General features: G+C 50.7%; 16 protein-coding genes and 1 pseudogene. 5 read left to right on the top strand and 12 right to left on the bottom strand.

All coding sequences use genetic code 11. The annotated features are described in order from the left end of the window. Positions 1 to 175: 175 nt before the first annotated feature. From EB241_RS09820 to EB241_RS21785, 4 genes are all read right to left on the bottom strand, one after another. Positions 176 to 1,762 carry a methyl-accepting chemotaxis protein gene (locus EB241_RS09820; RefSeq protein ID WP_124233000.1) on the bottom strand — a complete coding sequence of 529 codons (1,587 nt, stop codon included), beginning with the start codon at positions 1,760 to 1,762 and terminating at the stop codon, positions 176 to 178. A gap of 319 nt (positions 1,763 to 2,081) precedes the next feature. Continuing rightward, a complete protein-coding gene (opgB, locus tag EB241_RS09815) occupies positions 2,082 to 4,385 on the bottom strand; it encodes a phosphatidylglycerol--membrane-oligosaccharide glycerophosphotransferase (protein ID WP_124232999.1) in 2,304 nt (767 codons plus the stop codon). A 511-nt stretch (positions 4,386 to 4,896) separates the two neighbouring features. Next, complete coding sequence (locus EB241_RS09810; RefSeq protein WP_124232998.1) at positions 4,897 to 5,286, bottom strand: tautomerase family protein; 390 nt, start codon at positions 5,284 to 5,286, stop codon at positions 4,897 to 4,899. A 45-nt stretch (positions 5,287 to 5,331) separates the two neighbouring features. Further along, on the bottom strand, positions 5,332 to 5,463 hold the full coding sequence (locus tag EB241_RS21785) for a hypothetical protein (RefSeq protein WP_267436185.1): 132 nt from the start codon (positions 5,461 to 5,463) through the stop codon (positions 5,332 to 5,334). 61 nt (positions 5,464 to 5,524) lie between these two features. On the opposite strand from EB241_RS21785, the gene EB241_RS09805 reads away from it, so the two are divergent. Then, positions 5,525 to 6,439 carry a LysR family transcriptional regulator gene (locus tag EB241_RS09805; protein ID WP_124233022.1) on the top strand — a complete coding sequence of 305 codons (915 nt, stop codon included), beginning with the start codon at positions 5,525 to 5,527 and terminating at the stop codon, positions 6,437 to 6,439. A gap of 54 nt (positions 6,440 to 6,493) precedes the next feature. Beyond that, positions 6,494 to 7,027 (top strand): G/U mismatch-specific DNA glycosylase, encoded by a 534-nt coding sequence (mug, locus tag EB241_RS09800; RefSeq protein ID WP_124232997.1) that lies wholly within the window; start codon positions 6,494 to 6,496, stop codon positions 7,025 to 7,027. Between the two features lie 138 nt (positions 7,028 to 7,165). Here the strand turns inward: mug and tnpA are convergent. The 4 genes and pseudogenes from tnpA to rpsU all read right to left on the bottom strand — a co-directional run bounded on the left by tnpA (position 7,166) and on the right by rpsU (position 12,016). Next, positions 7,166 to 7,583, bottom strand: a pseudogene (gene tnpA / locus EB241_RS09795) (IS200/IS605 family transposase). A gap of 166 nt (positions 7,584 to 7,749) precedes the next feature. After that, positions 7,750 to 9,594, bottom strand: coding sequence for an RNA polymerase sigma factor RpoD (gene rpoD / locus EB241_RS09790; RefSeq protein WP_124232996.1), 1,845 nt, complete (start codon positions 9,592 to 9,594; stop codon positions 7,750 to 7,752). Between the two features lie 362 nt (positions 9,595 to 9,956). Then, positions 9,957 to 11,702, bottom strand: a complete 1,746-nt coding sequence (gene dnaG / locus EB241_RS09785; RefSeq protein ID WP_124232995.1) for a DNA primase — start codon at positions 11,700 to 11,702, stop codon at positions 9,957 to 9,959. 98 nt (positions 11,703 to 11,800) lie between these two features. Continuing rightward, positions 11,801 to 12,016, bottom strand: a complete 216-nt coding sequence (rpsU, locus tag EB241_RS09780; protein WP_001144069.1) for a 30S ribosomal protein S21 — start codon at positions 12,014 to 12,016, stop codon at positions 11,801 to 11,803. A gap of 309 nt (positions 12,017 to 12,325) precedes the next feature. On the opposite strand from rpsU, the gene tsaD reads away from it, so the two are divergent. Next, positions 12,326 to 13,348: a tRNA (adenosine(37)-N6)-threonylcarbamoyltransferase complex transferase subunit TsaD gene (gene tsaD, locus EB241_RS09775; protein WP_124232994.1), complete on the top strand. Its 1,023-nt coding sequence runs from the start codon at positions 12,326 to 12,328 to the stop codon at positions 13,346 to 13,348. Between the two features lie 51 nt (positions 13,349 to 13,399). Here tsaD and EB241_RS09770 read toward each other — a convergent pair whose 3' ends face one another. Continuing rightward, positions 13,400 to 13,687, bottom strand: a complete 288-nt coding sequence (locus EB241_RS09770) for a hypothetical protein (RefSeq protein WP_124232993.1) — start codon at positions 13,685 to 13,687, stop codon at positions 13,400 to 13,402. Between the two features lie 129 nt (positions 13,688 to 13,816). After that, entirely contained in the window at positions 13,817 to 14,413 is a 597-nt protein-coding gene (gene plsY / locus EB241_RS09765; RefSeq protein WP_148089643.1) for a glycerol-3-phosphate 1-O-acyltransferase PlsY, read from the bottom strand. A gap of 107 nt (positions 14,414 to 14,520) precedes the next feature. On the opposite strand from plsY, the gene folB reads away from it, so the two are divergent. Continuing rightward, positions 14,521 to 14,880 (top strand): bifunctional dihydroneopterin aldolase/7,8-dihydroneopterin epimerase, encoded by a 360-nt coding sequence (gene folB, locus EB241_RS09760; protein WP_124232991.1) that lies wholly within the window; start codon positions 14,521 to 14,523, stop codon positions 14,878 to 14,880. A 143-nt stretch (positions 14,881 to 15,023) separates the two neighbouring features. Continuing rightward, positions 15,024 to 15,848, top strand: coding sequence for an undecaprenyl-diphosphate phosphatase (gene bacA / locus EB241_RS09755; protein ID WP_124232990.1), 825 nt, complete (start codon positions 15,024 to 15,026; stop codon positions 15,846 to 15,848). Between the two features lie 103 nt (positions 15,849 to 15,951). On the opposite strand, the gene EB241_RS09750 is transcribed toward bacA, so the two are convergent. Together EB241_RS09750 and EB241_RS09745 are read right to left on the bottom strand one after the other, a co-directional pair. After that, positions 15,952 to 17,199: a multifunctional CCA addition/repair protein gene (locus EB241_RS09750; protein WP_124232989.1), complete on the bottom strand. Its 1,248-nt coding sequence runs from the start codon at positions 17,197 to 17,199 to the stop codon at positions 15,952 to 15,954. Positions 17,200 to 17,379: 180 nt separating this feature from the next. Further along, complete coding sequence (locus EB241_RS09745) at positions 17,380 to 18,000, bottom strand: TIGR04211 family SH3 domain-containing protein (RefSeq protein WP_124232988.1); 621 nt, start codon at positions 17,998 to 18,000, stop codon at positions 17,380 to 17,382. Positions 18,001 to 18,169 lie beyond the last annotated feature (169 nt).

Below are 18,169 nucleotides of genomic sequence, written 5' to 3'. Positions count from 1 at the left end.
AGAAACCGGTACAGGCTGGCTGTACGGCACCAGTTCCACCGTGATCGCTTGGTATGCTGTTTTGGCCCCGACCGCTGTATCCTGCGGTACTGCTGCGTCATTCGGGGCCATGCTGGCTATGCGTATTGTGGCAGGTGGACAGGCGCTGAATTGTTACGGATTAAGGTAATCTCTGTCAGACACTCAGCGCGCGGTTTTCAGGCTGTGTTTGCTCACCCACTTTGAACACGCTGATAACCCTGGAAAGCTGTATGGCCTGCTCCTGCAGTGAATGTGCGGCAGCGGCCGAATGATTGACCAGCGACGCGTTCTGCTGAGTAACCCGATCCATCTGGGTAATGGCCATATTAATTTCTGCAATGCCGGCGCTCTGTTCATTGCTGGCAACGGAGATCTCACCCATGATTTCCGTCACGCTCTTTACAGTGCTAAGCACCTCTTCCATGGTGGTTCCTGCAACGGCAACCTGCCTGCCGCCTTCGTCTACCCTTGCCACGGAATCCTGAATCAATTGTGCAATCTCTTTCGCAGCGGAGGCAGAGCGCTGGGCGAGGTTGCGTACCTCGGAGGCGACCACGGCGAAACCACGGCCCTGTTCACCTGCACGGGCGGCTTCCACTGCGGCGTTCAGTGCCAGGATATTGGTCTGAAAAGCAATACTGTCAATTACGCTGATGATATCGACAATTTTCTTTGACGAACCGTTAATCAGCTCCATGGTACTGACCACCTGCTTCACTGCTGCTCCGCTTTGCAGTGCCACACCGGATGCCAGCGCTGCCAGCTCGTTGGCCTGCCGGGCGTTATCTGCATTTTGCTTAACGGTGGCGGTCATCTGTTCCATTGCTGATGCCGTCTCCTCCAGCGAGCTGGCCTGCTGCCCGGTGCGTGATGAGAGATCGATATTACCTGTGGAAATTTCACCGGAGGCGGTAGTGATAAGGTCAGAACCTGAGCGTACCTCCGTGACAATCCGTAGCAGATTGTCATTCATATTCTTTAGCGCCCGCATTAACTGACCGGTTTCGTCAGAGGACGTGACGTTGATTGCAGTACGAAGGTCGCCAGCCGCCACGTTTCCGGCAATTTTCACTGCTTCACGCAGGGGCCGCACGACCGATTTTGTCAGGAAAAAAGCCAAAATAATGGCTGCGAGTACGGCAAGGGAGGAGAAGAACAGGGTAACCCGGATAGCGTCCGAACCATCAGTAAGCGCTTTGTCCCCCTCTGTTTGCAACTGCTGTGACTGCGAGTCTGCAAATTTTACTGCGGTATCCAGATAAACGCCCTGTGTCAGGGTGATTTTTTTTAATGCGTACTCAGCCGCAATATTTTCGTCACCTGCCTGTATCAGCTTCACCAGCTCAATTTTTGAGGCTTCAAAAGCCTGCGCTGCCTCTTTCAGCGCCTGAATTTTCTGTTTGCCAGTTTCAGTTGACTGCCGCTGGACGATTTCCTCAATCAGCTTATTGGTTTTTTCGGCCGCGCCGTTTAGCAGTCCCAGACGCTGGATATTGTTCTGTGGCCGCGAGGTATCAATCACCATGCCGCGTAAATATTTAATTTGATCGTTGATGCCATCGCGCACGGCAAAAGCCAGCCGGACTTTCTGATAGCGGTCATTGACCATGCTATCAACCATTTCGTTAATGTGACGTGTTTTGATTATGGCTGTGATGCTGACGATAATCAGCAACAGGATGATCAGACTAAAAGCAGCACCGAGCCGTGTGCCGACTCTCATATTTTTGACAGATAGCATATTTGTTATTCCCTGCTGGTGGATTGAAACTTATCATTAAAGTAAGTGGGCCAGATTTTTATACGGGTTTATGACAATTACATCGGCCACAAAAGTAAAAACTTGATGCTATTTTCAACACGTTATCGAATAAATTGTGAAGATCTGAATGGAACGGAAGTAAAACATCAACGGCCAGCGAATGAATGGAATCTGTCCTGTCGGGACTGTGTTACTTTCCATGTTGACACTGCACATGCACAGCATCTGCCCGCCAGTTAGACCTGGAGAAAATGGTTTTTTAGGGCTTGCCCCGACATAAGATGCCGGGGCAGAGGCATCAGGGACGGGGAATAATTTTCAGACTTTTCAGGCCAATACCCAGCTTGCGGGCTTTGAAGCCGTCAATCGCTCCTTCGGCGGTTTCCTGTGGTTTGGGTGGCTGAATATCTATTGTGTCAGTTGGCTCTGCAAGACTGAAATGCAATCTGATTGTGCTATCGGTATGACTCAGGCTGAACTGCTGTGTGATGTTACCAGCTTTCACCGTAAACGGTTGCTGGCTGTTGTCACCAAATGCGCGTGCGCTCAGTTCCAGATCAAATGAGGTGGGCAATGGTTCACGATAGCGGATACTGACCTGTGGTTGCAGATTGGCATCCGACCAGCGTCCGCCCCAGGGGTCGATATATGACAGGCCGGATACCTTCTGCACCTCTTCAGGCAAGCCCGGAAGGGCAAAAAGAATGCCGTCAGCGCTGTATTTCAAATCATCATCGGCGATCTTCAGGCGGGTGACGGTATGTTGATATTGCCCGTCACTCTGGTCGCCGGTTTGCCGGAAGGAAACGCGCCCGCTGCCAGAGCCGGATGTTATCTGGGTAATGGTCGGTGGAGAGTTGAGCGTCCCATCGGCCACGCATAAATTGCTGTTAAGCTCCAGCCCTTTATCCCAGATACTGCCCATTTTGAAGCAGCGATCGATCCAGACAAATTTTTCATCTGCGGCAAATTTTGCCAGCTGCTGCTTGAGCGGTGTGGCAAGGTAAACATCAAACTTCGGCTCTATTTTATTTGCTGTGACCGACAGAAGCAGCGGCAGCTTAAAATGGACGCCGGAGAAGGTGAAGGTGTTTTTTACCGTGTCGATATGGTAATCAGAGATGGTTTTGGGGAAATTCCACAATTTGATGATGTCTGGCTTCCACTCGATCATTTTTTCTTTCAGATTCAGATAGGTGGTAGCCAGCGAGATGGTCGACAGGCTGCTGCGTCCCAGGCCGATGAAGTTATCGCCGCCCATGGCATCCAGTACAGTAGCCCCATTATCCAGTGTGCTGCGCCTGACCGGGATAACCTTACCGGAGGGGGCATCGCCGCGCACCATAAAGAACAGATCGCGACGCTCGTGCTGGTTGAGATATTTCCATGCGGTATTGTTCATCGCCAGATGATCGGAGCTGACCACAATAATGGTGTTTTTAAAGTACGGCGTAGCGCGAATACGTTCGATAAGCCGGGCGATATGCTCCTGACTGCATGCCACGGCGGCAAAGGATTTATTCGGTTTGCCTGCATATGGCCAGCTCTGACGCTGGCAACTGCGGGAAATAAAACCGTCAGGATGATGCGTATCCACGGTCAGGGCAAACAGTGAGAAAGGACGGTTAAGCCGGGCCAGTTCCAGATACTTGTCAAAAACCACGTCCAGCAGCGTGTCATCATACCAGCCCCAGTCATTGCGATAGCTTGCATCTTTGACGACACTTTTCAGCTCGTTAAATCCATAAAGATGGTCGGGATCGAAGCCATGAGAAGAGAGGAAAATATCTTTACCCGCAAAGTTCAGACTGGCACCCTGATAGAAATAATTTTGATAACCAGAGAATTTCAGGATGTCACCCAGGCAGATATTTTGCGGGTAAAAGGTCGACAGTGAACTGGAGGCATTACCGTCGAATGGGGCGAATAAAGGGATACCACATTGTGATGCCACCATCCCTGCGATGGTATATTCGGTGCCGGGCAGTTGTTCAGTATTGCTGAAGTCCAGCGAATTGTTCTTGATGTTACTCAGTTCCGGCGCGAGGCCCGGAAAGGCCTTCTCATCGAAATAGGTGCGTTCCAGACTTTCAGCATAAATGTAAACCAGATTGGGCTTGTTGCCGCCAATTTGCTTACCTGGCACTTTATAGTGGCTGTAGAAGTCTGAATTACCTTTACCTACCTGTGATTTGATCAGGTCTGTCACCTGCTGATAAGCCGGTGTGGTTTTGATCGAAGCGATAGCCAGTATGACCGCCATCAGGCTGTATATTTTGCTGTGATGGGGCCTTTTACGCAGGCGTAAAACCCATGAAAGCACGCCAAACAATAACGCCATAGTAACAATCAGCCCGATGCCCGGCAGGAGATATTTCCCGACGCCTGCACCATTCAGGCTGCTGGTGATAGTATAAATTACCGCGTCATTGATCCCTTCTCCGGTAAAATAATTGCTCGCCAGCATGGAGGCATTAAGCAGAATATAAATGCCCAGAAACAGCAAAATAGCTGCAAACCACAGTCTGTTTCTGCCAGCCTTGCAGCTGTAAAGCACGACTGAAGCGATAAACAGTATCAGTGAAAGTAATTCGGAACTCATTGTGTATCTTTAATCCTTGTATGGCACGATCCCTGGCCGTATCTGGCGATGGTCCGATCTGCGATCGGCGGATCAATTTAGCGTAGCGAATTCTCTCTGGCAATGCTGAGGCGGGAAAGGGCTGACGGGGTACAGGTCGGTTTTACTGCATTTTGTTGAAGGTTTATTGAATTTTAGGTGAACACAGTATTAGCGACAGGGTAATACCGGCAAAAAGGCAAAGCGGTAACCTGGGATAAGAGTTTGAATGCTTTATGCCAGTGATTAATGTGAAGTTAAATTAATGAAGTGCGATAGTGATATTACGTGATTAATTATTATTCAGATTTGCAGCACACATTTTCATCTGGCCTCTCTCATCAGGGAGAATCAATTATATCTTCTGTTGCCTTTTCGCAATCGGCTCGTCATCCCCAGTGGCTTATGCCATCCTCAATAGGTTTTTTGGCTAATATTGTTTTAATTTTATGCGTGGCTTCGCGGGTAACAACAGCATCACCACGCCCACTGCTTACAGTTCACCGGTGATGTATTGCGCCACGCCGTTGCCAAAGCTCCAGTCGCCTTTACCGTTGGTGATAAAACTAATCATCAAATCACTCCCGGCAATATTACAATTTTCCTTCAGCTCACGGCACAGTTCTGCCATAAATAGCTGTTTCTGCTCGTCGCTCCGTGGGCTGGTAAATACCCTGACCATAACCAGATGGTGAGTGCGCTTCAGCCCGAGGCCGGTATCCTCAAAAATCATATGATGAGGTTTGTTTTCATGAACAATCTGATAGCGATCTCTTTCAGGCACATTGAACGCTTTCAGCACCGCACGGTGAGCAGCATCCAGAAGGGTTTTCAGCTCTGATTCACAACGTCCTTCAATAACATCAAACTGGAGTAACGGCATTCATTTTCTCCGCGTATCAGATTATGGGATTGCTATAACTGGCTGTTACAGCAAACTATATTTCAGGCAGGAAAGTGACCACTGGCGAAGTACCAACGCTTTATTGCTGGTGTGGTTGATGTTGGCCAGGCGTCGGCCGCCAATGGTTATCTCATTCCTGGTGCTTACTTTAGCCAAAGAGTCCACTGTGAAAAAGCGCTATACTTGAACTTATTATTTACCATAGTGAACAATCATGATGAGGGATGTGAGTACCGGGGCGTTGTGGATACATTTGCACTGGCTGACCGTTCTGGCGGAGCAGGGGAGTTTCACGCGTGCCGCCGAACGGCTTGCAGTGAGCAAGTCGGCCATGAGTCAGAAGATCAAAGAGCTGGAGCAACAGGCAGGTGTTCCGCTGGTGACGCGCACCACCCGCATCGTAAGACTGACCAGCGCCGGGGAAAAACTGGTAGAGGAACTTCGTGCACCGTTTGCGCATATTGAACAGAGCTTTTCCAGTATCAGAGATTCCTCCGGGCCTTTGCGTGGACGGGTGCGCGTTACGGCACCTGTGGCATTCTCCCGTCAGCAGCTGGTACCGCATATGACCGCATTCCTGCGTGAGAATCCACAGGTCCATGTACAGCTGGAGGTCTCTGACCGACTTGTCTCTCTCGCCGCTGAAGGGTTTGATTTAGCCATTCGTCACAGTGAAACGTTACCGGATACACATGTGGTTCAGCCACTGTGCGCCACCCGTGCGTTGCTGGTGGCCTCACCAGAGTATCTGGCGATACATGGCTGTCCACAAACGCCCCAGGCACTGGGGGAGCATCACTGTCTTTATTATCCACGCGGGGTGGAAACACCGTGTTGGACGTTCAGAAAAGAACAGCAAATAGTTACCGTGCATGTCACCGGGCCATTTTCCACCAATAACAGTGAATCTCTCAGGGATGCAGCGTTGCAGGGGCTGGGAATTGCCATGCTACCTGATTTCAGTGCGCAAAGTGCGTTACGTGACGGGCATCTGGTCGAACTGTTGGCTGAGTGGCAGACTGTCGGCACGTTTGCCAGTGCGCTTTATGTAGTACGTCCGTGGTCAGCTCAGGTGCCGCGGGCCGTCAGAGGTTTTATCCACTGGCTGCGGGACGCTTTTCAGCCACGATAACCACCTACACCGGATTGACAGGGCAACGCTTGCTTATTGTCGGGAGAGCAGAAAATGTATCAGCATGAATCAGAAGAACATAACATCACCGATATTCTTGCGCCGGGATTGCGGGTAGTGTTTTGCGGTATTAATCCCGGTAAGTCTTCTGCCCATATGGGTTTTCATTTTGCGCATCCGGGTAACCGTTTCTGGAAAACGATCTGGCAGGCCGGTTTTACCAGCAAACAACTGAAACCGGAAGAAGAGATGCAATTGCTGGATACACGTTGTGGTATCACCATGTTGGTGGAGCGGCCAACCAAAGAGGCGACGGAGTTGTCCGGGCTGGAATTGCGCGATGGTGGTAAAGCCTTACTGCATAAAATGTTGCATTATCAGCCGGATGTGTTGGCTGTATTGGGTAAGCAGGCGTTTAGACAGGCGTTCCGGGTGACTAAAGCAGAGTGGGGTAAGCAGCCGCAAACGGTGGGGAAAACAGAGGTCTGGGTGCTGCCAAATCCCAGCGGCCTTAATCGTGCTTCCCAGGAGAAATTAACCGAATCATACCGTGAGCTGGACACGGCGTTAGCGATGCGCGGGCTGTGATACAGGCCGATAGATTATTGTATTCGCAGACAGAAGATGCCTGTGGCACGCATCCGACATAAAAATCCACCTGCATAGCAGATGGTATTGATTACGCCCCACGGGGGCGTACTTAGTTCTGACTCTGAGAGCTTTCGCTCAGACTTCTTTTAAACGAAGCTGGCTTTCTTCCTGTTGATGCTTTTCCTGATACTTCACCTGTTTCCTGCTCATCTCTTCGTCTGTACCAACGGTTTCTACGCAGTAGCCTCGTGCCCAGAAGTGGTTTCCCCATAATTTATTTTTTCTCCGATACGGGAATTTACTGAACAGCCGTTTTACCTTTTAAATGACCAGTGACATGCGAAATTAAACGTCGCGGCGGGACTTTTATCAGCAAGTGAACATGATCCAGCTCCACCACGTCTATCCTGAGTTGTTCATTCGAAATCCTTATCTGCCTGTAAACCTCCCTGGCTGGATTATTCCTCAGAATGCGGAACCCGTATCTGAGTGTCCATACGATGTGATATTGACAGCACCACAGCACATGCGATGCTTTCTGGAATCTGTTTATGGTTAAATCCTTATCGGTTATGGGGATAACAGATTCGGATTTTCCCATGTGCAGCATTACTGGCAGAGCCAATTTGTTGCTGACCCCCTCCACAGGGGGGGGGTTATTTGCGCATAAAAAAGCCCCTGTATACAGGGGCTTTCAGCGAGCAGGAACCGGGCCGGGATTAATCGTCCAGGAAACTACGCAGCACTTCAGAGCGGCTTGGGTGGCGCAGCTTACGCAGCGCTTTCGCCTCAATCTGACGGATACGCTCACGGGTAACGTCAAACTGTTTGCCAACTTCTTCCAGCGTGTGGTCGGTGTTCATATCGATACCGAAACGCATGCGCAGCACTTTTGCTTCGCGCGCGGTCAGACCCGCCAGCACGTCATGGGTGGCTGAACGAAGGCTCTCAGAGGTGGCCGAGTCCAGCGGCAGCTCCAGCGTGGTGTCCTCAATAAAATCGCCCAGATGAGAATCTTCGTCATCACCAATTGGCGTCTCCATAGAGATCGGTTCCTTGGCAATTTTCAACACCTTGCGGATCTTATCTTCCGGCATTAACATCCGTTCGGCCAGTTCTTCCGGCGTCGGTTCACGCCCCATTTCCTGCAGCATCTGGCGGGAAATACGGTTGAGCTTGTTGATGGTCTCAATCATATGCACCGGAATACGGATGGTTCGCGCCTGGTCAGCAATCGAACGGGTGATGGCCTGACGGATCCACCAGGTGGCATAAGTTGAGAACTTGTAACCACGGCGGTATTCGAACTTATCAACGGCTTTCATCAGACCGATGTTGCCTTCCTGGATCAAATCGAGGAACTGTAAACCGCGGTTGGTGTATTTCTTGGCAATGGAAATAACCAGACGCAGGTTTGCTTCAACCATCTCTTTTTTCGCCCGGCGTGCTTTCGCTTCGCCAATGGACATACGGCGGTTGATATCTTTAACCTGCTCAATAGTCAGGCCAGTTTCTTCCTCAATCTGTAACAGTTTCGTCAGACTACGCTGTACGTCTTCCGTCACTTCTTTCAGTTTTTCGGACCAGGGTTTATTCATGGCAAGTGCCGCTTTGAACCAGGTTTCACTGGTTTCATTACCGGTGAACAGGGTAATGAAGTTTTTCTTCGGCATCTTACAAATTTCAACACACAGTTTCATGATGATGCGTTCCTGAGTACGGACACGATCCATCATGGTACGCATATTGTTAACCAGATAATCGAACTGCTTTGGCACCAGTCGGAACTGTTTGAAGACGTCGGACAGATTCTGGATTTCGCTAACGGCATCCGCATGACTGCGACCTTTGGCTTTGATCACCGTACGGGTTTTTTCGTACTGCACACGCAGATCGTTAAACTTCTCACGAGCCAGTTCAGGATCGATACTGTTATCATCGTCAGAACTGTCATCGTCAGAATCTTCGTCTTCATCGTCGTCGTCGTCGCGCTCCTCTTCAGACAGCTCAGAGCCCACGTGCGTTGCCGTAGGCGCCATCTCTTCTTCAGCGTTTGGATCAACAAAACCAGTAATCATATCGGACAGCCGGGCTTCGCCCGCTTCGACACGATCATACTGCTCAAGTAAATAGGTAATAGCTTCAGGGTATTCAGCAACGGAACACTGTACCTGGTTAATCCCGTCTTCAATGCGTTTGGCGATGTCGATTTCACCTTCGCGCGTCAACAGTTCAACGGTACCCATTTCACGCATGTACATGCGCACCGGGTCGGTGGTACGTCCAATTTCCGATTCAACGCTGGATAACACTTGAGCAGCCGCTTCGGCAGCATCTTCGTCCGTATCACTGGTGTTTTCATTCAGCATCAGATCATCGGCATCAGGTGCTTCTTCCACAACCTGTATGCCCATGTCGTTAATCATCTGGATGATGTCTTCGATCTGATCGGAGTCGACGATATCTTCCGGCAGATGGTCATTGACCTCAGCATAGGTCAGATAGCCTTGCTCCTTACCACGGGTGACAAGCAGCTTCAGCTGTGACTGCGGGTTTTGCTCCATAAGACGGTATCCACACTTCTGTTAAATTAGATTGGTGTCGGTCGGCTAAGCAGCCAACAATAACAGTGAGGGCATTTGATTATTGCCGCTGCCCATCATGGCGGCTGCCAGGCTCTACCTGACGGATAGTCGGCACTTAAGCCGCGGATATTCTGTTCATGACTCTCATATCAGACCATGTTTTGTTTGCGCCCTGCGCTGAATCCTTAGGTACTTATCTACACTGCGGTTCATGCAGACTGTGCGCACAAAAAACGGTTGGCGCTGATTGCGTCCGTCATTTCTGTTGTCTGTCAGCGCTAAACTACAGGCTCTGACAGGGTATCAAACCAGCTACTGACCGTTGTTTAAGCTGCTAACGGTTACTGTTTCTTCAACGCCTGACTCAGGGTCCAAAATTCCCGGCGTTCTTCCGCGTTCAGTACATGTGTGCGATCGCGGGCAATCAGTTCTTCGAGCCGTCGCTCCAACGCTGCATCGTACATGCTGGCCAGCGAATCCTTGAACATGGTTTCAACCTCTTCATCTACTATCATGTGGTTCCAGGTCGCCAGGGTTTCAATACTCTGGCTAAATTTTGTTCCACGATATAACTCAAGTAGCTGTCCGGTCTTCAGGCCAGGATGAGCGTTGCATGTCTCCACTAACTCTACAAACAGAGGAAAACCTGCCACGTCTGAATTTTCCAATCCCTGCATCGACGGTACCATTGTCGCCAAATCAGGGTTTTGTATCAGCAACCCAATCAGTATACGCATGGTTGTACGCTTTAGCTGCGGGGGCTGGGAAGGTTTCGCGCTCTCATCCTGTTTTGGCAGCAGTTTTTCTAATTGCACATGGTCCGGGATGCCCAGTTTATCCCCCAAAACCTGCCGCAAATAGATGCGTAATGTCTCTCCCGGTACCTGGCTGAGCAACGGCAGTGCCAGCGTCGTCAACTGTGCACGTCCATCAGGCGTACTCAGGTCAACCTGAGGCAGCAGCGTGTCATACAGGAAAGAAGAAAGTGGAATGGCTTTCTCCATTCGGCTTTCAAATGCGTCTTTCCCTTCTTTACGTACCAGCGTATCCGGGTCTTCGCCGTCCGGCAGAAACATAAAGCGTAGCTGACGACCATCATTCATGTAAGGCAATGCGGTTTCCAGAGCACGCCATGCGGCTTCTCGGCCAGCTCTGTCACCGTCATAGCAACAAATCACGTTATTTGTCGTACGGAAAAGAAGCTGAATGTGTTCAGGGGTCGTCGAGGTTCCCAGTGACGCAACCGCATAATCAATGCCAAACTGTGCCAGTGCAACCACATCCATGTAGCCTTCGACCACTAACAGCTTTGCCGGTTCAGGATGTTTCTTTTGTGCTTCATAAAGGCCATACAGCTGACGCCCCTTATGAAAAATGTCGGTTTCTGGTGAGTTCAGATATTTTGGCAGTGCATCGCCAAGAACACGTCCACCAAAACCAATTACCCGGCCACGCTTGTCGTGAATCGGGAACATGACCCGCTCACGGAAGCGATCGTAACTACGTCCCTGGTCGTTAGTGACCAGCATGCCGGCATCAATCAACGACTGTCTGTCGTCCTGATTGCTGCCAAACTGCTTCAGGGCGTTATCCCATCCCGCAGGCGCGAAGCCAATCGAAAAATGTTCAGTCACCTCGTCGCTCAATCCACGTTTTTGCAGATAATCACGTGCAGCAGAGGCCTGTTGCTGCTTCAGAGCCTGCTGGTAAAAGCGACTTAATCCATCCATCAGCTGATAAAGACTCTGGCGTTGATGGCGTTCCAGTTGGCTGGGGCCACTTCCGCTCTCATACGGCACTTCCAGTCCGTAGAGTGTGGCCAGCTCTTCAATACTTTCCACGAATTCCAGACGATCGTAATTCATCAGGAAATCAATAGCATTACCGTGCGCACCGCAGCCGAAACAGTGGTAGAACTGTTTTTCACCATTAACGGTGAAAGAGGGGGTTTTTTCATTATGGAAGGGACAACACGCGTGATAGTTCTTTCCCTGCTTTTTCAGCTTCACACGGGCATCAATCAGATCCACGATGTCCGTGCGAGCCAGCAAGTCATTGATAAATATGCGTGGAATTCGTCCAGCCATAAGCCCCGGTTTATCAGCTCATAAACGAGAACAAGCCGCGCATTCCTTTCGGAAAGCACGGCCTTCTTATACTAATTACTTGTCTGTAAAGCGTAAAATCAGTACAGACGAGTGCGGCGTGCGTTTTCGCGAGCCAGTTTCTTCGCGTGGCGTTTGACGGCAGACGCTTTAGCGCGCTTGCGTTCAGTCGTTGGTTTTTCATAGAACTCACGACGACGAACTTCAGCCAGAACGCCTGCTTTTTCGCAGGAACGCTTGAAGCGACGCAGTGCTACGTCAAATGGCTCGTTTTCACGTACTTTGATTACCGGCATGTAACTCTTACCTCGATAAATTCGGTTTTGCTGCTGGCGTCAGTGCCAGCTTGTTTCAAAATGGTGCGAAATTCTACTCCAACACAGGCTGCGTTGTAAAGCACCATAGCGTAATGTCACCAACAGATGCGCCGCCTGTGCCGCTGCCGGTTTTTTTTCAGGTGGGCGATTATACCTGAATCATCCGCCGCGGTGAAAAATATTTTCCGTTCACTCCTTCCGCGAGGCGCGGTTAACCGTCTGAAAAGTGCCGCCGATAAGCGCCCCTTCATGCTACACTGCGCGCCGCAAGAAAAGAGGTGAAAAGATATGCGTGTGCTCGGAATAGAAACGTCCTGCGATGAAACCGGTATCGCGATTTACCACGATGTCTCCGGCTTAATAGCCAACCAGCTTTATAGCCAGGTCAAACTCCACGCCGAATACGGTGGGGTGGTGCCAGAGCTTGCTTCGCGCGATCATGTGCGCAAAACCGTACCGTTAATTCAGGCTGCGATAAAAGAGGCCGGGTTGCAGGCGCATGATATTGACGCCGTAGCCTACACGGCGGGGCCAGGGTTAGTTGGGGCATTGCTGGTTGGGGCGACAATCGGGCGTGCGTTGGCGTTTGCCTGGGATGTGCCGGCAATCCCGATTCATCATATGGAAGGGCATCTGCTGGCTCCAATGTTGGAGGATAATCCGCCCGCATTTCCGTTTATCGCACTGCTGGTTTCCGGTGGGCATACGCAGTTGATTGGCGTTACCGGAATTGGAGAATATACCCTGTTGGGTGAATCTGTTGACGACGCTGCTGGTGAGGCTTTTGATAAAACGGCAAAATTGCTTGGTCTGGATTATCCGGGGGGGCCGATGCTGTCGAAAATGGCACAGCAGGGGGTTGAAAAACGCTTCATTTTCCCGCGACCAATGACCGATCGTCCGGGACTTGATTTCAGCTTCTCCGGGCTGAAGACGTTTGCTGCCAACACCATCCGTGAAAACAGTGATGACCTTCAAACCCGCTCTGATATTGCCAGAGCATTTGAAGATGCGGTGGTGGATACGCTGGTGATCAAATGTAAGCGAGCCCTGGAACAAAGCGGCTTTAAAAGACTGGTGATTGCGGGAGGGGTCAGTGCCAATCATACGTTGCGGACCAAAATGGCTGAGGTCATGAAAGCACGCGGCGGCGAAGTTTTTTATGCCCGTCCTGAACTCTGTACTGATAACGGCGCAATGATAGCTTATGCCGGTATGGTTCGGCTGAAGGAGGGTTTGCGGGATGAGCTGGGCATCACTGTGCGACCGCGGTGGCCACTGTCTGAGCTTATGCCTCTGGAAAATGGCTGATGTCATAGCGCCATCGCTAAAGGCGATGGCGCATAGTCTTGTGTGAGTCTGTTAGTTACCCAGCAAGCTGTTCAGCCAGGAACCGATGACAGGAATGCTGGCAAGTAGGTTTTCAACGGTTCCGCCAATCTGGCTACCGATGCTGGAGCCCAGACTCGCGCCAGCATCGGGCAGTATGGAACCTAAAGAGACACTTCCGAGGACTGGAACTTCAATGGTTATATTTGAAATCAGCCCATATAAACTGTTGCCGATTTTTCCACCAACGCTGCTTAATGTGTCCTGAATAACACCTGCACCGTTAACCTGAGACACTTCCTGCAGCGATAATTCTCTCATTTACAACTCCTTGTAATCAGTTTTATTGAGGCTAATTCATACCATTCAATTGAGTGGTGTGATTATTATAATGATTACAACAGGGTATTTCAAAGAGGTGCTATCTGAGTAATTGTATGTTTTAAAACGCTATTTTCGTGTTTTCTTCCATATTTTCGGTTCCTGCCTGCGCCACAGTCGCTGAATATTGTCGTGATGACGTAGCAGGACCAGACACGAGAGCATGGCGACGGGAAAGGTGAACTGTGGTTTAAACCACCAGACGTAAAACGGTGCAATCAGTGCACTGATAATGGCCCCCAGCGAAGAGTAGCCGCTCAGCAACACGGTCAGCAGCCAGGTTCCGGTCATCAATCCGGTCAAATCCCATCCTATTGGCGCGATGGCACCAAAGGCGGTGGCAACGCCTTTTCCGCCTTTGAAGTGAAAGAATACCGGATAAATGTGGCCAAGGCAGGCTGCGATGGCCGTCAGACCAAGATAAAACGGGCTGACGCCGTAATGGTAAGCCAGCCAGACAGGCAGCATACCTTTGAGAATATCGAAAAACAGCACAGCCAGCGCCGGAACCTTGCCACCAATGCGTAATACGTTAGTCGCACCGGGATTGCCGGAACCATGCTGACGGGGATCCGGTAATCTGAACAGTCGGCACACCAGAATTGCGCTGGAAACAGAGCCGCAAAGATACGCGAAAACAATCATACCAAGCGCGAATACACTCATAACACCGTTCCATCTTGCTGGGGTCGTTTTGAACTCATCATCTGTGGATAATACGCATAAAATGCTGGAAGTGGTATCCGGCAACCACAAAAACAGAGAGTGACATCATGGATATCGTATTTATAGAACAACTTTCCATCATCACCACCATTGGTGTCTATGACTGGGAACAAACCATTCAGCAAAAGCTGGTGTTCGATGTTGAACTCGCCTGGGACAATCGTCAGGCAGCGGCCAGCGATGATGTGAAAGACTGCCTGAGCTACGCCGAGGTCTCTGAGGCCATTATTAATTATGTAGCCAGCGGCAGGTTCGCGCTGGTGGAGCGGGTGGCGGAAGAGGTTGCCAGCTTATTACTGACGCAGTTCGCTACCCCCTGGGTGCGTATCAAACTCAGCAAACCTGGCGCAGTTGCCCATGCCACTCAGGTGGGAGTAATTATTGAGCGCGGGACTAATCCGAAATAAAGTCAGAGTGATTGCCATCACACTTAAAGCGAACGACATTATGGACTGTCTTAAGGTTGGCCTAACCCAGGGCTGACAAAATTTCGGCGGTAGCATACAGCGACCGCCTTTTTAATGTTTTTTTTAGCGGATAGGGGTATTTGATGGCAGATCTACATCAGCTATGGGTGGCAGCAATACTGGGCATTGTTGAGGGATTAACAGAGTTTCTGCCTGTCTCTTCCACCGGGCATATGATTATTGTTGGTCATCTGCTTGGGTTTGAAGGAGACAAGGCAGATACCTTTGAAGTCGTTATTCAGCTGGGCTCTATTCTGGCCGTGGTAGTGATGTTCTGGCGTCGCTTATTCGGACTGATCGGTATCCATTTTGGTAAAGTTCCACATGAGGGTACGGGTAAAGGTCATCTGACCCTGATCCACATTCTGTTGGGTATGGTGCCAGCCGTGGTCATTGGTCTGATTTTCCACGATAAAATTAAATTGTTATTTAATCCGGTGAACGTGATGTATGCGCTGGTGGTCGGTGGTGTGCTGCTGCTGGCGGCTGAATTTCTCAAACCAAAGCAGCCCAAAGCTGTCGGGATTGATGATATGACATACCGGCAGGCGTTTGTGATTGGCTGTTTCCAGTGTCTGGCGTTATGGCCTGGCTTCTCCCGTTCCGGGGCCACCATCTCTGGCGGGATGCTTATGGGCGTGAGTCGGTATGCGGCATCGGAGTTCTCTTTCATCCTTGCTGTACCGATGATGCTGGGCGCCACTGTTCTCGACCTGTATAAGAGCAGGGGCTTTTTAAGCCTGGCAGATTTGCCAATGTTTGCCGTTGGCTTTATCACCGCCTTTATTGTCGCGCTGATTGCCATTAAGGTGTTCCTGAAACTGATCCAGAATATCTCTTTTGTGCCTTTTGCTATCTATCGCTTCATTGTGGCGATTGGGGTCTGGTTTCTCTTTGTTCAGATCTGAAAACAAGCACCAACCCGCATGAAGAATTCCCCAAAAGTTGGATATCCGGCGAGTTAGGGGCAGTGACCTCATGCCGGCAGACAAGCCTGTCTCCCGGTGGAGGTCACTTCATTTCGGTTCTGGATAGCGGGTGGTTTTCTTGCCACTGTCTCAGCATGGCAATGCGTCTTTTGGTTAACTCTTCGCGAACTTCTGCTCCCTTATAGCCTGCCGCGACCACTTCTTTTATGGGGACATTCTGCGTCAACGCAAAGGCTTCACGCAGATAGTTCCCCTGCGGATAAGTCTTATGCTCAAACCCAGCACGACCACGGACATCAGCCTCGCTGGTCAGGGCAATCTGCTCCACCCGATGTGGTTTTCGCCAGGCATCAATACGGTCAAAGAGGGCAACCAGCGTCTCAGGAGTCTGTCGCTCAACCACATGGATCAGATCGTGGAACTCAGCCACCAGCAGAGCCAGATCCCGTAGCGCATTGGGAACCCGTAATCGCCGACACAGGTTTTCTACCAGCGGGACACCGGCCAGCCCATGACCATGGTGACTGGGCCATTTTTCACGGGGAGTTAGCGCTTTGCCCACGTCATGAAAAAGGGTGGCAAAACGGACGGCGACCTCTTCACTAAGCCGGGCAGCCATAGCCAGGGTCATCAGCGTATGCACACCCGTATCGATTTCGGGATGCCATCTTGCCGGTGCCGGAACGCCATAAAGGTTGTCAAGTTCAGGAAAAAGCACTGCCAGTGCGCCGCAATCGCGCAACAGCTGAAAGTAGACCTCAGGATGAGGGGTTTCCAGCGCTTTTTCCGTCTCTTTCCACACCCGTTCAGCTGTCAGGGTGTTCAGCTCCCCACTCTCAGCCATTGCACGCATCAACGCCAGTGTCTCATCCGCCACGGTAAAATTCAGGTGCGCAAAGCGAGCCGCAAAGCGTGCCACACGTAGTACCCGCAGCGGATCTTCATTAAAGGCAGGAGAAACGTGACGGAGCAGCCGTTGTGCCAAATCATTGCGGCCGCCGCAGGGGTCGTAATAGCTGCCATCCTGATCCTGGGCGATGGCATTGATGGTCAGGTCTCGACGCTGTAAGTCCTGTTCGAGGGTGACATCCGGGGCGGAATAACAGACAAAGCCGGTATAGCCACTGCCGTGCTTGCGTTCAGTGCGGGCCAGTGCATATTCCTGCTGAGTGCTGGGGTGCAGGAACACCGGGAAATCACGCCCCACCTGTTGGTAGCCCTGCTGCAACATCTCTTCGGGGGAGGCGCCGACCACCACCCAGTCCCTGTCTTTGACCGGCAGATCTAACAGGGCATCGCGTACCGCGCCACCAACAAGATAAATCTTCACTACTGTGCTCCTCACTGATTGGTCAGGACATCATACGCGAAGTGGAGAAGCTGCCACATTGCTGCGGGAAAGGGAAGAAACGTGACGCCAGAAAAGACGGTTACGGACATCGAAGCATGTCGGTAACCGTGCTACTTAACTCAACGGATGAACAGTCTGACGGTGAACAAAGAAATAAAATCAGTTCATCCAACGGTCTTTCTTTTTGCGGCTTGGGATCATGTGGGGAAGGAACAGTCCAAGTAACAGGCCAACGCCGGCAACGCCGCCACCGTACATAAACCACTGCATTATAATGGTGCGTTGTTTATCATCGAGCTGAACATTCGCGGCGCTGACTTTTTTCTGTGCCACAATAAGCTCGTTTTTCAGTTTCTGATTTTCATCCTTCAGACTGTTGATAGCACTGTCGCTGCCCGCTACTTTTTTCTGCATTTCCGCGGTGCGTTGGTTCCAGCTGTTGTCGATATTTGAAAGCTTATCGGTCAGATCTTTAACCTGCTGTTCAAGCTGTGGAACGCGGGTGCGGATACTGGGTTGCTGGCTTAACTGCGCCTGCGGTATCCAGGTTGTACGGCCATTAGCATCACGTATTTGAGCATAATGCGTACTGTCATCGGTTTGTAGCAAGGCGACTTCTTCCCCTGCATTGAGAGTACCCACCAGACGATAGCTGTCGCTGGGACCACTGCGCACCCAGGTTGAAAGCTCGTCAGAAATGTAGCGTTTTTCTTCGGCGTGAACGGATGCGGCAACGCTGAAAGTCAGTACAGTAAGACCAATAAGATGCGTTTTTTTCATTCGATATCTTTTACGTAAGTTCTCAACAAAAGTGATGGCACAGTCTGAGAGGGGCACGCACAAAGCTGAATGAGAACTGTCCTGGTCTCTCTCCTGCGAAACAACACGCAAAATGCCAGTAAAGTCAGGACAGCCTCGGCATTTCTGCATTACTCTTCACCGTGATAAC

Origin of the sequence: Erwinia psidii (assembly GCF_003846135.1) — a bacterium.
GTDB lineage: Bacteria > Pseudomonadota > Gammaproteobacteria > Enterobacterales > Enterobacteriaceae > Erwinia > Erwinia psidii.
This window is presented reverse-complemented; position numbering and strand designations above follow the sequence as displayed.

Bases quoted from the DNA above. Each gene is read 5' to 3' on its own strand.
- opgB (WP_124232999.1), bottom strand. From the start codon at position 4,385: ATGAGTTCCGAATTACTTTCACTGATACTGTTTATCGCTTCAGTCGTG.
- EB241_RS09745 (WP_124232988.1), bottom strand. From the start codon at position 18,000: ATGAAAAAAACGCATCTTATTGGTCTTACTGTACTGACTTTCAGCGTT.
- rpoD (WP_124232996.1), bottom strand. From the start codon at position 9,594: ATGGAGCAAAACCCGCAGTCACAGCTGAAGCTGCTTGTCACCCGTGGT.
- EB241_RS09810 (WP_124232998.1), bottom strand. From the start codon at position 5,286: ATGCCGTTACTCCAGTTTGATGTTATTGAAGGACGTTGTGAATCAGAG.
- tsaD (WP_124232994.1), top strand. From the start codon at position 12,326: ATGCGTGTGCTCGGAATAGAAACGTCCTGCGATGAAACCGGTATCGCG.
- EB241_RS09770 (WP_124232993.1), bottom strand. From the start codon at position 13,687: ATGAGAGAATTATCGCTGCAGGAAGTGTCTCAGGTTAACGGTGCAGGT.
- bacA (WP_124232990.1), top strand. From the start codon at position 15,024: ATGGCAGATCTACATCAGCTATGGGTGGCAGCAATACTGGGCATTGTT.
- EB241_RS09820 (WP_124233000.1), bottom strand. From the start codon at position 1,762: ATGCTATCTGTCAAAAATATGAGAGTCGGCACACGGCTCGGTGCTGCT.
- plsY (WP_148089643.1), bottom strand. From the start codon at position 14,413: ATGAGTGTATTCGCGCTTGGTATGATTGTTTTCGCGTATCTTTGCGGC.
- EB241_RS09805 (WP_124233022.1), top strand. From the start codon at position 5,525: ATGAGGGATGTGAGTACCGGGGCGTTGTGGATACATTTGCACTGGCTG.
- dnaG (WP_124232995.1), bottom strand. From the start codon at position 11,702: ATGGCTGGACGAATTCCACGCATATTTATCAATGACTTGCTGGCTCGC.
- mug (WP_124232997.1), top strand. From the start codon at position 6,494: ATGTATCAGCATGAATCAGAAGAACATAACATCACCGATATTCTTGCG.
- rpsU (WP_001144069.1), bottom strand. From the start codon at position 12,016: ATGCCGGTAATCAAAGTACGTGAAAACGAGCCATTTGACGTAGCACTG.
- folB (WP_124232991.1), top strand. From the start codon at position 14,521: ATGGATATCGTATTTATAGAACAACTTTCCATCATCACCACCATTGGT.